We start from the raw sequence: 14,298 nt of genomic DNA, 5'->3' as shown, positions 1-14,298 counted from the left end.
TTATTAAATACCTCCAGTGATATTTGTATCTGCATCACTGTCAATAAATACGGTAAGATCTTGGTTGGTATAGACATCAAATGTTTCACCATCTTCATCAGTAAACTGCTCTTCAGATTTCGTCCATTTGTTGTCTCCTTCACCATCTTTGAGGTTAACAGTATCTTCACTGTCACCAAGAATTTTGAAGATTTTTTCAGAATTCTCATCGGTACTTGCCATGCTTAGAATATCTTGATATTCAACATTTTCAAGTGTTTGTGCACCATTACCAAGTTCAAGTGTAGATGCTTGTGGCAATTGATCTTGTGATAATGAATCAAAGTCAAGTACAGTATCTTCTTCAATGATAAAAGAGTCGTCAGTTGCAGAAACCGTTTCGGTATCGCCTCCATTCTCTTCTGTTGAAGTCACACTTGCTTTAATCTCTTTTAATGCACTCTCGTCAAGTTGTGTTTGACTTGATAAAGTCACACTCACTTCTCCACCATTTTCATCTACAGGCACCGTATAACTTCCATCATCATTTGCTGTAAGCTCATTGCCATCACTGTCTTTTAAAACCGTTCCTGCTGGAAGATTTGTTAATGTGATATCCGATAATGTTTCACTGCCATCCGTATCTGTTAATTGTGCATTTAAGTCAATTGTATATTCATAACTGTCTTGCGCATTATCAGCCATATCACCTTCAAATACAATTTTCTCAATGCTCTCAACTTTTAGTGGATTACCTTGAAGCGTACCATTACCATCAACTTTATAAATTTTATATTCATGTCCAGTGTAATACTCACCTGCATTATAATCCTCAAAAGAGAGTCGATTACCCCAGAAGTCAACGATGGCATAATTTGATGCATTTCCCGTAAAGAAAAGAGTATCTTTTCCCCAACCTCCATCAATTTTTGCGCCACTGTTAAAATTAGCATCCGATGCAATTTGGATATTGTCATCTCCTGAACCTAAATGCACATATGAACCCATATTTCCATCGATTTGCACATTATCATCACCGCTTCCAGCATAAATTGTACTATTATCAGCACTTCCACCTATGACTAAATTATCATCACCGCCACCCAGTTCAATATATTTTCCATTGACACTGTATTTGATACTGACATTGTCATCACCATGACTTAAATTAATAGTATGTGCATTCATATTATCAATTTTCAAATCTTGATCATGATGATTTGAATAGTAACTGTGATCCAAGTTTTGACCATCTTCAATTGTTAAATCATCAAATAATCCCCCTTGTGGTTCACCTGCGATAACATTCGCATCGCTGATATCCATATCTAACGTTGGTGCATCAGCTACTGCCGTTACTTTAATGGTAGTGGTATGTTCTGTGTTTTTAAAGTTTCCATTTCCATCATCTGCTTGAAACTTAAAGCTACCATCTTCATCACTGTTTGAATCTGGTTCAAATGAAACTTTTCCTGCTGCAATATCTGCCATTGTTATAACTGTGCCAGCTGCAATTGGTTGTTTATTTTCATAAACATTAATCTCTTTTCCATCATTGGTGACAATAGTTTCTACAATTTTTCCACTGTTCATGTAAAGTGTACCATTTTCAGGTAACTCAGTAATTTTAACTTGTGAAACATTTATTTGTTCATCTCCAAAGTCTGTCGTATCCAAATAGTAGGTTTGGTCTTCTACTGCATCAATATTGTCATCTAATGAAATAAGTTCTGATGCTAAATCCCAATTGGCATTTGAAGTATCCACATCTTCAAAATTTCCACCAATAATCTCTTTTACCGTTGCTGTTAAGTCTGAATCACCATTAACTTCAACATTTAAAGTTCCTCGACCATTCACATCCAATTGTACATGATACTCTTTTCCACCTACTTCTACAACAGCTATTGCCGTTGTTCCTGCTTGTGGAGGGTTTGACGTTTGAATTTCTAATGTAACTTCTCCATTATTTGTAATAACATCCGTTACATCTGAATTAACGACTTCTTTATAAGTGATTTTATTAATTAAATAATCATCATCATAACCTGGTGCTGAGAACTCTACTTTAGAGAATGTTTGTCCATTTCCTGGCTCAAATTTATATGATAAGTCAACTTTGTCTGAACCACCTTGTGCAGTTTCAACTTTTGTTACATTACCATTTTCATCATAATATGTTACAAGTGCTTCATTGTTGTTTCCACCTCCAGAAACTGTCGCAGAACCTACTTCATTTCCTTCGTCATCAAAAAATGTTACTTTTGCGGTTTCTCTGTTGTTTCTCCATGCAAAAGAGACATCTAAACTTTTTACTTCAGAATCAAAATCTACAACAATTTTTTCGCTCACTCCATTGTTACCATGACCAAGTTCTGAACTTGCTCCTGAACCAGAAGTTTTTCCATTTACACCAAAACCATCATGGTTGGTTCCTTTTACAACCGATAAATCTTGAACGTCTCCATTTAAATCAAGAGCATAAACATTGATCCCATTTGGTTCTGAATCAATATTGGTTACGTCAATGGTTGAAGGACTTGTAACTGTTCCCGTAATGGTTACGGTGGTTGTATCAATGGTATCTGTGATGGCTGTTGTTACAGTCGCTCCTGAAATATCTAACTTCTCAAAGTTTCCACCTGTGGTTGATTCTACTGTTGCTGTGTAGCTTCCGTTATCATCATTATACACATCACTCATCTCTGCTAAATTAACTTCCGTGCTTCCTTCTGTTTTTCCAGCTTCAATCGTAATCTCTGTTCCATCTTCTAATGTTACTGTCATATCTGTTTGTGCTGGGTTATCCAGTTTTGCAGTCACCGTTACGGTTTCACTGTCTTCATTAATGGCACTTGTTTCAAGGGTCATGGTGGTTGTATCAATGGTATCTGTGATGGCTGTTGTTACAGTCGCTCCTGAAATATCTAACTTCTCAAAGTTTCCACCTGTGGTTGATTCTACTGTTGCTGTGTAGCTTCCGTTATCATCATTATACACATCACTCATCTCTGCTAAATTAACTTCCGTGCTTCCTTCTGTTTTTCCAGCTTCAATCGTAATCTCTGTTCCATCTTCTAATGTTACTGTCATATCTGTTTGTGCTGGGTTATCCAGTTTTGCAGTCACCGTTACGGTTTCACTGTCTTCATTAATGGCACTTGTTTCAAGGGTCATGGTGGTTGTATCAATGGTATCTGTGATTTGTGCAGTTGTTGTCGCATCAGAGAAATCAACATTGTCAAAATTACCACCTGAAACTTCAGAAACAGTAGCAGAGAATGTTTGAGGGTCAAGATATACATCAGAGTCTTGTACATCTACAACTAATGTACCTGTTGTTTCACCTGCTGGAATAAGAATATCACCATGCTCTGTTGTAATAGTTACATCCGTTTCACCTGCAGTTGTAAGTGTTGCAGTGATAACAATCTCACCCACATCTTCATTGGTATCTGTTGCAGAAAGAGATACGACTGTATTTAAAGGTGTTGCCTCTGTACCTGTACCATCTGTACCAGCATCACCTGTACCCGTACCATTATTCGCTGCTTCGCCCGGTACTAAGTCATCATTTAAATCGGCTTGTGCTGTTCTTAAGTGACCCAGCTCATACTCATTGTCACTTGCTTTATAATCACCAATATTAATCTCTGGTGCAGCACTTCCGTCTTCTAACACTTCTTGACCAGCGGCTGCTGCTTGCAATGCATTTAACAACTCTGCATAATTTGAAATCACAGCACCTTCATCAAACAGGTCATTTTGAAGAAACTCTAATTTTGTTGTCAAACTGTTTATTAACTCTTCATCACTGAACTGCGGTGCTATCTCTCCGGTTGGGTTCTCGCTGATTAATTTTGCGATATCATTCAACACAACTTCATTACCATTTGGAAATACTACTTTTAGGTTATCGTTATTGATAATCTCTAATTGTACAGCATTCAATAGTTCATCAATAAAAACATAGTCCCCACTTTGGACGCTTAATTCTATGTTCTTATCTACTTGTAACTCTTGGATATTCCCATTTTTGTCTGTGATTTTAATTACGTTTGACATCTTCTTTCCTTAATGTAAAGTTAATCTTCTCTATATTAATTTTATGTCAGGTAGTGTTAGCTCAAACTTAATTTGGTGGTCACAAAAAAGAAATTTATAAAAAAAACGTTATTTATTATGTAAACAAACATAATTAAAACTGTTATACAAAACATGGATTATTGGGAGTTTACCACATGTACAAAACATGTGGCATAGGAATTTCTTAGAATTAATGAGCTGTTTTAGAAAAGATTATAAAATTTTTATTTAATACTGTATCAAAAAGTCTGGATTTTTGTTTTAAGATTTCATACGATTGAGAAGCCGTCTCTTTTGTTCTCCATTTACAATCAATAAACGTAATCTCACTGTTATTATATGCAACAATATCAATCTCTTTGTCTTTGTTGTTCCACCATCGACCAATCTTTATTGGAGTAAAACTTAAAAACTGTTCTGGCGCATTATTAATAAGCTCAAAAATATAGTTTTTGTATGCAGGATGAACCATCTGTTTACTATAAGTTGTTCGTATTTGATTTAAGACACTGTAGGTGTCATGTTTATTAAGCTGAGACATGTTGGGATAAATATAGGCAAACCAAAACTTTAAATAGTTGTCTTCAATTCTATAACGCCCAAATTTACTTTTAGAAGGATCATCTGTGATTGGAACTTGTTTGGCAATGATCATCATATCAACCAATTTTTGTAAATATCGTGTCAAATATGATGACTTTACATCTAAAAATGAAGCAATATCTCCTATTTTAGAATTTCCTTTTGCAATGGCATACAATATAGAAGAATAAGTTCCTATCTCACTTAGATCATTTTTCACAATATTCAGACCATCATGAAAAATATCACTGTTGGGATTTAAAAAAATCTCTTTTAAATTCAGAACAAAATCTTTTTTTATATTGTATTGTTGAAGGTATTTTATATTTGTACCCAACGAAGCATAAATATACATCAAATCATTTTTAGAGACATCTTTAATGATGTCTTTAATCACAGTAAAATGAAGTGATTTTAAAACAATTTGAGCATTGGCACTCTCATACACTTTTCTGTCTTCAGGCAAACTTGAATTAATTGATGTGCTGATGATCAGTTGTATGTTTTTTTGTTTCAGTTTTTTATTCCAAACTTTATATAAAACGGCCAAAGCATCTTTTTCTATTTTTGTTAAATTTTGAAAATTATCTAAAACAACGACTGTCTTTCTTTTGATATCACAACTGCTTAAAATTTCTAAAAAAGTACTGAACGAAGCGGTTTGTGCCATATTTTTATTGAAATATTTACTGATAATAGCTGTAAAATTTTCAAACAAAAGCTTGGAAAGAATCTCTATACAAGAGAGATAAATGGTATCTTTATTTTTTGTATACTCATTAATCAATGCGGTTTTCCCCACTTGTTTTCTTCCAAAAAGAAAAACCAAAGTAGAAGTTGGTAATTTGTAGTCTGCCTCTAACTGCTCTAATTCTCGTCTTCTGTTTAAAAACATGGAATACCCTATGAGATTATTTAATTAAAATATAATTTTTATCTTAACTTTTTTATTTTATTACAAGAAAACTTAATTATCTGTGAAGAGTTTGTTTCAAAAAGTTGATTTTTATCTTCAACAATGATATTTGCATGTTTTAGCGCATAACTTTTTTCAAAAGCATGAGAGGTGCGGTTGGCAGAAGTGGAGTATATGACATTAAATTTTTTTACAAAGTCATGATGAGCACTTGTATAAGGTACAACTCTGTAAGACTCACCGTTAGGATAAATAAATGTTGTCTTTTTTGCATTTCTAACCATTTTACGATACTTCTTAGGAATGCGAACTTGGAAGTTTAATGTGGCAAAAGAGTTCACAACTTGAAGAATTTTTTGTGTTGTGGGACGTTGTTTGATGCGGCTGAGCTTTTCATCATCTTGTGATAAAAAACCAACCGTTGTATCCGTTTGAGCTAAATAGACTTGTTTTGAGTCCATCAGTCATTTAAAAAGTCTTGGATAGACTTCACATTGCTTGCGTTACCTGCTTTAATCTCTTTGATTGCCTCAACAGCTGGTAAAGCTGCAGCAACCGTTGTAAAGTATGGTACGTTCATTTTTAGAACCGTTCTTCTGATATCTCGTCCGTCATCTTTAGAGAGCTCTTTTTCATCTGTGGTATTGATTGCCATGGCAATTTCACCGTTGGTTAAGTGGTCAATGATGTTTGGTCGACCTTCACTTACTTTCAGTACTTTCTCACACTCAATACCAGAGTCACTGATGATTTTATGTGTTCCACCTGTAGCAACAAGAGTTAATCCTTGTTCAATCAATCCTCTTGCAATCACTGGCGCAAACTCTTTATCCAAATCACATAAAGAGATAAATACTTTACCTTCAGTAGCTAAACTGTTTTTAGCTGCACTTTGAGATTTTGCAAACGCAATACCAAAGTTATCTGCAATACCCATAACCTCACCTGTTGATTTCATTTCAGGACTTAAAATAAGGTCAGCACCATTGAGTTTATTAAATGGAAAAACCGCTTCTTTAACAGCAACGTGGTTTTTCAATCGTGGTTTAAGTACTCCGTTCTCTTCAAACACAATGTTTTTGTCATATACTGCTAACGCTTCTCTTAAAGGCTCACCCCACATAACACGAGTGGCTACTTTTGCTAAAGGCATTCCTGTTGCTTTAGAAACAAATGGTACTGTTCGTGAAGCTCTTGGGTTTACTTCAATTAAGTAAATTTGCCCTTTATGAATTGCGTATTGTGTGTTCATTAAACCAACAACACCTAGTCCTAAAGCCATCGCTTTTGTTTTCTCTTCTAACTCTTTGATTAACTCATCAGAGATAGACACAGGAGGCAATGAACAAGCTGAGTCACCTGAGTGAACACCTGCTTCTTCAATATGTTGCATAATTCCACCAATATAGACCTCTTTCCCATCACAAATACAATCTACATCAAGCTCGATTGCACGATCAAGGAATTTGTCAATAAGTACAGGTGCATCATTTGAAACCGATACTGCTTCATCCATGTACTGTTTCAACTCTTCAGTAGAGTAAACAATCTTCATACCTCGTCCACCTAAAACAAATGATGGTCGTACAAGTACTGGGTAACCAATCTTTTCTGCAATGGTCACTGCTTGTTCAAAAGTAACTGCTGTTCCATTGTCTGGTTGTAGTAACCCTGCTTTTGTAACAAAACTTGAGAATTTTTCTCTGTCTTCAGCTAAGTCAATTACTTCAGCAGTCGTACCAATGATTTTAGCTCCCGCATCGGTTAAAGCATTTGCTAGTTTAAGTGGTGTTTGTCCACCAAAGTGTACAATAACACCATCTGGTTGCTCTTGTTCTACTACACTTCGTACGTGTTCAAAATCAATTGGTTCAAAATAGAGTACATCGGATGTATCATAATCGGTTGAGACTGTTTCAGGGTTACAGTTGTACATGATGGTTTTTACACCCATTTCATTCAAAGCAAATGAGGCGTGTACACAACAGTAGTCAAACTCAATCCCTTGACCAATTCTGTTTGGTCCACCACCGATGATAAGAACTTTCTTCTCATCGCTCTCTGGTTTTTTAACTTCTGGTAAGATAGAGATGTTTGTTGTAGAGTAAAGGTAAGGAGTTAATGCTTTAAACTCAGCCGCACACGTATCTACTTCATTGTATTCAAAATCAACCCCCAATGCTTTTCGTGCTTCATAAATATCCTCTTCAGATTTTCCAAGCAGTTTTGCAATCATCTTATCCGAGAAACCATTTGATTTGATGTTTCTCATTGCTTTTGCATCACTTAAAAGTGCTGGTGTGATTGATTGCTCTAACTCATAGATTTCTCTGAATTTACTTAAGAACCATGGGTCAATTGCACACAATTCAAAAATTTCTTCGTTTGTTAATCCCTCTCTCATACCTTGCATTACGTATAACATTCGAGAGTCATTTGGTCGTCTGATTTCTTTTTTGATGAAGTCTAAGTCTGATTCAATCATGTCAAAACCAATCAGTCCGGTCTCCATAGAGCACAGCGCTTTTTGAATTGATTCATTAAATGTTCGACCAATCGCCATGGCTTCACCCACTGATTTCATACCAGTTGAAAGGGTTGAATCTGCTTTAGGGAATTTTTCAAAAGTAAATCGAGGCACTTTTGTCACGATGTAGTCAATCACTGGTTCAAATGATGCAGCAGTTCCTGTAATATCATTTGTAATTTCATCTAACGTAAACCCAACTGCAAGAAGTGTCGCCACTTTTGCAATAGGATAACCCGTCGCTTTAGAAGCCAATGCAGAACTTCTTGAAACTCTTGGATTCATCTCAATAACAATCATTCGACCTGTTTCAGGATTGATAGCAAACTGTACGTTTGACCCCCCAGTATCGACACCAATCTCTCTTAGAATTGCAAATGAAGCATTTCTCATGGCTTGATACTCTTTATCTGTGAGTGTCAATGCAGGTGCAATCGTGATAGAATCACCTGTGTGTACTCCCATTGGGTCTAAGTTCTCAATTGAACATACGATGATACAGTTATCTTTATGGTCTCTGATAACCTCCATCTCGTACTCTTTCCAACCAAGCATTGATTCCATGATTTCAATTTCGTTGATTGGACTTGCGTCAATTCCAGCTTCAGCCAAAGCTTTAAACTCTTCCATATTGTAAGCCACACCTGACCCACCACCAGCAAGTGTAAATGAAGCTCGACTGATTACAGGAAAACCAATCTCTTTTGCAACTTCAATTGCTTCTTCTAGCGTATATGCATTTTTACTCTTTGGTAAGTCCATACCAATTTTAATCATTGCTTCATTAAAAAGATGTCTGTCTTCACCCTTTTTAATTGCTTCTGGATTTGCCCCTAAAAACTTAACATCTTTTAACATCCCTTTATCATACATAGAAGTAGCAACATTCAGTGCAGTTTGACCACCCATTGTTGGTAAAATTGCGTCAATATTCTCTTTTTCAATTATTTTTGCTACCACCTCTTCTGTGATAGGTTCAATGTATGTTTTATCTGCAAATTCTGGGTCTGTCATAATCGTAGCTGGGTTTGAATTGATCAGAACAACTCTGTATCCAAGCTCTTTTAATGTTTTTGTTGCTTGTGTACCTGAATAGTCAAATTCACACGCTTGACCAATGACAATTGGCCCTGAACCGATAAGTAAAATAGATTTTATGTCTTCTCTTTTTGGCATTAAATTTCCCTGTTTGTGTATTTAAAAATTTGATTATTTTATCCAAAAAGTGCTTAAAAAAATGTTAGATTTAAAGGGGTTAAAAAGAAGTTCGATTTTATAGTGTGTTTCGTTACATTCAAGCAAGACACCAAAGGGTGGCTTACTGTTTAGGAAGGTTAAATTTCTTTGTAGTGTATTCGCCTTCTTCGTTGAAAGAGATGTAGTATAAAACATCTTTTTTAACACTCAATCCTGTTAGATATCTTATGGCCAAATTGGCTTGAAGTGAAGCAATGTGCATCACGATTGGACACGCAATTCCATTAGGTTTTCTGTCATTTATTTGGAAAACTGCTTCATATGAGGCCTCTTCAAAGAAGCAGACTTGTCCATGAAACTCCTCCACGCTTCCATAAATCCAAGGTTGGTTTTTACTCATACAGTACTCGTTAATTGCTGCACGTGTTGGAAGATTGTCTGTTGCATCAATGATTAGGTCAAACTCTAAATTCCGCTTGGCAAAATCTTCAAAACCTTCAGTATAAGTGGTCACCTTTGTATATGGACAACGAGACTCAACCAGCTCTTTTAAAACTTCTGATTTATACTTTCCATCATCTCCTACTTTAAAACCAATTTGACGGTGAATATTGTGTACACCCACTTCATCAAAATCGACAAAAGAAAATTCACCAATTCCACTGGCACCCAAAGCAATCCCTAAAGAACACCCCAGACCACCACTTCCTATGATGGCGACCTTTTTTGAAGCCAATGAATCTTGTGTTGCTTCACCCCAAAGTTTAATTTGTCTGTTAAAATATTCATGTGCTTCATTCATTTTTAATCCTTACTAAATAAGTAGAGTTTATTTATTGTTTTGTATTGTAATAATAGCAGAATTTCTTTAAAATTGTTTGACAAGCATCAAACAATACCCAACTATTTTAGTTGGGTTTATTTATTGAGTTCTTCAAACTCCAGTTTAGCTTCTTCCAGAAGTTTTTGTGCTTCGCTTAACTCTTTCATACCCGCTTTGTAAACTTCAACTGAGTCTGAAAGAGTAATTTCTGGGTCAATGAGTTTGTTTAACAATGCTTTTGAGTTTTCCAATTTTTTCTCAAAACTGACTGCTTCTTCTTCATTTACGGGGGTATCACTCACTCTATTTCCTTTAAAATTGCTTTTACGTGGTCACTGAATTTATCCACTTCCACTAAGAAGGAGTCGTGTCCATGTTCACTCTCAATCTTTTTATAGGTCACTAAATCCTCTTTTCCCAGTTCAATCATAATATCTCGTATCTCTTCCATCTCTTCAGGGAAGAACAACACATCATCAGAAAATGAAATCAGATGCAGCTTTCTTTGAACATTTGCTAAAGAATCAGGAAGCTTATCACTTCCTCGTGAAGCATCAAAGATATTCATGGTCTTACAAATATAAAGATATGACAAGGGGTCAAAAATCTTTGGAAAATTGTATGCGTTGTATTCTAAATATCGTTCTACTTCAAATCGACCAAAGAGTTCATACAAACCATCTGTGTGGGCATAATTTCGTCCAAACTTGTTGTTCATTGAGTTTGGTCCCACATATGCAATCAGACCTGCCATTCGTCCAATGGCAAGTCCCGGAAGTGATTCAGCAATTAAATCGCCTTTTTCATACATCCCATTTTTAAAGGCAGGATCATGACGTATGGCTTCAATGGCAATTTTATTCAAAGCAATCGCCCAAGGTCGTGTATAAGCAGTGGTTGCCATCGCAATATAGGTATCTGCAAAAGTAGGATACTCAATGGAGTAACACAGTGCTTGCATTCCACCCATACTACCACCAATCACGGCTTTCACATGTTCTATACCTAAATGTTTATAGAGTTGCATTTGTGCTTTAACCACATCTGAAATCGTCAATACAGGAAATTTAAATCGGTAGGCTTTATTTGTACGTGGTTCAATGCTCATAGGAGAGGTTGAACCAAAACAAGAACCCAAGTTATTGGAGCAAATTACAAAATATTTTTCAGTATCTATTGTTTTCCCTGGTCCTATAAAGTTATCCCACCATCCCGGTTTGGCTTCATCTTGGTAACGACCTGCAGCGTGGTGTGAACCACTTAATGCATGACAAATCACAATCACGTTGCTTTTGTCTTCATTGAGTGTCCCATAGGTTTCATATCTGGTTTTATAGCTTTCTAAAATTCGACCGCTCTCTAAGTGTAACGGAGTATTAAATTTAGCGGTAAGTGTTTGTATATTTAAATCCAATTAAAATCCATCATTATTAAATTGAGTTATTTTAACAAAAATAATCTAAAAGTGGTATATGGGCATCTAGTAAGAGGTGCCCTTTTACTCAAGTTCATCTGGAGTGATTTTCATGAGTTCTTGCCATTTTGTATTGGGACACCACTCTTCAAGCAGTGTAAGATCAATCTCATCAAATGGAGTTTGATAGATGTATTTATGAAAAACATACATAAAGGCACTGACCCGATAATTCAACGCACAATGAATCCATACTTTTCGTTCATCTAAACTGGCAAGTATTCGTAAAAACTGTTTTAAGTGCTCTTTTGAAGGCTCTTCAAAATCTACAGGAATATGAATATAGGTCATACCCAACTCACTGACAATTTTGTCTTCATCTTTAATGGCATTTGAAGAGGTACTCAGCGCTAAATTAATAACGATTTCATACTTTGCATTGGCAATCTCTTCAAACTGTTTGGGTGTGGGTTGTCCTGAAGTTGCAATATTATTGTTCACTTGAATGTAGTTTAATATTTTATGCATCATACTCCCCTTTTTTCATATCTTACGGTTATCTTTCTTATTTAAAGATAAATTCATCAGATTAATTCAAGTATAATGTTTTCATGAAAAAGATATACATAGCAGGATTTGATGTCTTTAAACAAGACTCCATACAAATCGGTCAACACTACACTCAATTATGCCACAAGTATGGATACCAAGGTTTGTATCCTTTGGATAATGTGGTTGATTTTAGTCAAAGTAAAAACAAAATTGCACACGACATTTACAAAGCCAATGTCAAACTCATTCATGAAGCAGATATTGTCATTGCAAATCTCAATGCTTTTAGAGGCAAAGAGGCAGACTCAGGTACGGTTTGGGAGTGTGGATACGCCAAAGCTTTAGGCAAACACGTATTGGGTTACATGCAAGAAAAGAAAAGCTATTTGGACACTTTCAAAAAAGAGGAAAAGCAACTGATCAATGATACCTACGTGGACAAAAATAACATGGTCATTGAAGATTTTGATTACCCCATTAATCTTATGGTTGCTTGCAGTGTGGATAAAATGGTATTTGGAAGCTTTGAAGATTGTCTTAAACTCTTAGATTAAACAATCTCATCAATTTCAAATCTTGCGTATTGTTCAATATCACTGAATTCAAAATCTGTATACTCTTTAGAAACCACTTCATAATTGAGTTTAATCAATTCTGTGTTCAAACTCACTTCCTTAAAATCAATTGTTTTAAGATGTTTAAATTTTGAGATAATATCACCTACAGTAATGGTTGAAAAAAATTCATCGGGATTAAATGCCATGATCTCTCTTTTTTTCATTTACTATGCATTTTTCATTCCCATAAAATAACAGAATTAATTACTTTTAAGCGACTATTAATCAAATATTCACAATAATGTGATATTTTACTTTAAGGAGATAACATGAAATTACTTTTAGGAATGATGCTTTTTTGTGCATCACTTTTTGCAGTGGATATTAACAATGCAAGTGCTGAAGAGTTAATGCAACTCAAAGGTATTGGTGCAGCGAAAACTGAAATGATTGTTCAATACAGAAGTGAACATAAGTGTTTTAAAAGTAAAGAGGAGCTTCTTAAAGTAAAAGGCATCGGAAAAGGTTTGCTACAAAAAAATGAGAATATGATTGAACTCTCACAATGTAAATAACTCTTTTTTAATGTGATGGATTCCCTTTAAGCCTGCCTAACTAAACGTTAGGTGGGCTTTTTTATTTTGTTAAAACATTTTAACAGAAAAATGTTGTTATAGTAACAATTAAATAATTAAGGATAAAAATGAAAAAGAGATTAATATATACACTATCATGTTCTTTAACTATAATATTTATGACGGGCTGTACAGTTAAAATACCAGTTAATGAGGTGATACCTTCAAAGCATTCTTTTTTGATCAATAAAAAAAGTGAAAAAAGTTTAGCATTAGTAAATGGCCTTCAAGAAAATCACACTGTAGAAACAGGAATATTTAAAAAAGTTTTTTTACTGCATTATAGAAATCAAAGAATTAACGGTTACAATTTTGTAAAAGAAAATTTAGAAAAAGAGTTATCGGCTCGTTCCCTTCCACTTTCTTTAAATGCAGCATCTCATGAGAAAATTGTACTTGATGATTTTTCAATTTTAACGTATAGAAAAAATGCATATGTACCAACAGTTACTCTTTCAACGTTAAAATTAACATATAAAAACAAACCAATTGTTTCTTTAGTTAAACGAGCTAAATTTCAAGTTGCAGGAGTGGAACCAATTATTGATGCGTGCTACAATGATGCAATAACCATACTTTTTAGAGAAGCCGTAGCAAAACTGAATAAAACAATCTATGGTTTTTCTTTGGATAACTCAACAATACAAAAAATACAAAATAAAATAGATTTAGGATTAAAAAACAAAGATAACGATATATATAAGAAAGTATATGCATTAGGGTTTTCAAACAATAAAAATGCGCTTCCATTTCTTTTAAATCTTGTTGATAATCCAGATGAATATGTACGAATTGCCTCAATTGGTACACTTGGTTTATTAGGAGGAGAGACTTATTTAAAGGAACTCGTAAATATATACTATACATCAAAATACTGGTCAGATAAACTTATGGCATTAAAATCAATTGGTGACATACAAACAACTTCATCTATTCATTTCTTACAACAAGAGAAACAAAAACTAATAAGCCCCTCTTCTATTGAAGAAGAGTGGTATTTAAATACAATTAACCTCTATTTAGAGTGATT

At 34.8% G+C, this 14,298-nt stretch carries 12 protein-coding genes; 3 read left to right on the top strand and 9 right to left on the bottom strand.

Annotation, left to right across the window (positions count from 1 at the left end):
• Positions 1-3: 3 nt before the first annotated feature.
• From CRV04_RS12130 to CRV04_RS12095, 8 genes are all read right to left on the bottom strand, one after another.
• Complete coding sequence (locus CRV04_RS12130; RefSeq protein WP_128997126.1) at positions 4-4,044, bottom strand: immunoglobulin-like domain-containing protein; 4,041 nt, start codon at positions 4,042-4,044, stop codon at positions 4-6.
• A 211-nt stretch (positions 4,045-4,255) separates the two neighbouring features.
• A complete protein-coding gene (locus CRV04_RS12125; protein ID WP_128997125.1) occupies positions 4,256-5,542 on the bottom strand; it encodes an ATP-binding protein in 1,287 nt (428 codons plus the stop codon).
• A 38-nt stretch (positions 5,543-5,580) separates the two neighbouring features.
• Positions 5,581-6,024, bottom strand: a complete 444-nt coding sequence (locus CRV04_RS12120; RefSeq protein ID WP_128997124.1) for a Sua5 YciO YrdC YwlC family protein — start codon at positions 6,022-6,024, stop codon at positions 5,581-5,583.
• A complete protein-coding gene (gene carB, locus CRV04_RS12115; protein ID WP_128997123.1) occupies positions 6,024-9,266 on the bottom strand; it encodes a carbamoyl-phosphate synthase large subunit in 3,243 nt (1,080 codons plus the stop codon). Before carB ends, CRV04_RS12120 begins: the two co-directional genes overlap by 1 nt.
• Before the next feature lie 142 nt (positions 9,267-9,408).
• Complete coding sequence (locus CRV04_RS12110) at positions 9,409-10,089, bottom strand: HesA/MoeB/ThiF family protein (protein WP_128997122.1); 681 nt, start codon at positions 10,087-10,089, stop codon at positions 9,409-9,411.
• Positions 10,090-10,205: 116 nt separating this feature from the next.
• Positions 10,206-10,412 carry an exodeoxyribonuclease VII small subunit gene (locus tag CRV04_RS12105; RefSeq protein WP_128997121.1) on the bottom strand — a complete coding sequence of 69 codons (207 nt, stop codon included), beginning with the start codon at positions 10,410-10,412 and terminating at the stop codon, positions 10,206-10,208.
• Entirely contained in the window at positions 10,409-11,524 is a 1,116-nt protein-coding gene (gene metX / locus CRV04_RS12100; protein WP_128997120.1) for a homoserine O-acetyltransferase MetX, read from the bottom strand. Before metX ends, CRV04_RS12105 begins: the two co-directional genes overlap by 4 nt.
• 84 nt (positions 11,525-11,608) lie before the next feature.
• The gene (locus CRV04_RS12095; protein WP_128997119.1) at positions 11,609-12,052 is read right to left on the bottom strand and encodes a protein tyrosine phosphatase family protein; all 444 of its coding nucleotides are present in this window, start codon (positions 12,050-12,052) and stop codon (positions 11,609-11,611) included.
• Between the two features lie 83 nt (positions 12,053-12,135).
• Between CRV04_RS12095 and CRV04_RS12090 the strand changes: the two genes are divergently transcribed.
• Positions 12,136-12,630, top strand: coding sequence for a nucleoside 2-deoxyribosyltransferase (locus CRV04_RS12090; protein WP_128997118.1), 495 nt, complete (start codon positions 12,136-12,138; stop codon positions 12,628-12,630).
• Here CRV04_RS12090 and CRV04_RS12085 read toward each other — a convergent pair.
• A complete protein-coding gene (locus tag CRV04_RS12085; protein WP_128997117.1) occupies positions 12,627-12,857 on the bottom strand; it encodes a hypothetical protein in 231 nt (76 codons plus the stop codon). The genes CRV04_RS12090 and CRV04_RS12085 overlap by 4 nt on opposite strands.
• Positions 12,858-12,962: 105 nt before the next feature.
• Here CRV04_RS12085 and CRV04_RS12080 point away from each other — a divergent pair, with 105 nt between their 5' ends.
• Both CRV04_RS12080 and CRV04_RS12075 read left to right on the top strand, forming a co-directional pair.
• On the top strand, positions 12,963-13,208 hold the full coding sequence (locus tag CRV04_RS12080) for a ComEA family DNA-binding protein (protein ID WP_128997116.1): 246 nt from the start codon (positions 12,963-12,965) through the stop codon (positions 13,206-13,208).
• A gap of 128 nt (positions 13,209-13,336) precedes the next feature.
• The gene (locus CRV04_RS12075) at positions 13,337-14,296 is read left to right on the top strand and encodes a HEAT repeat domain-containing protein (protein ID WP_128997115.1); all 960 of its coding nucleotides are present in this window, start codon (positions 13,337-13,339) and stop codon (positions 14,294-14,296) included.
• Positions 14,297-14,298: the final 2 nt, after the last annotated feature.

This window comes from Candidatus Marinarcus aquaticus (assembly GCF_004116335.1).
Lineage (GTDB): Bacteria > Campylobacterota > Campylobacteria > Campylobacterales > Arcobacteraceae > Marinarcus > Marinarcus aquaticus.
The sequence above is the reverse complement of the archived record's forward strand: the minus strand, read 5'-3'. Positions and strand labels throughout refer to the sequence as shown.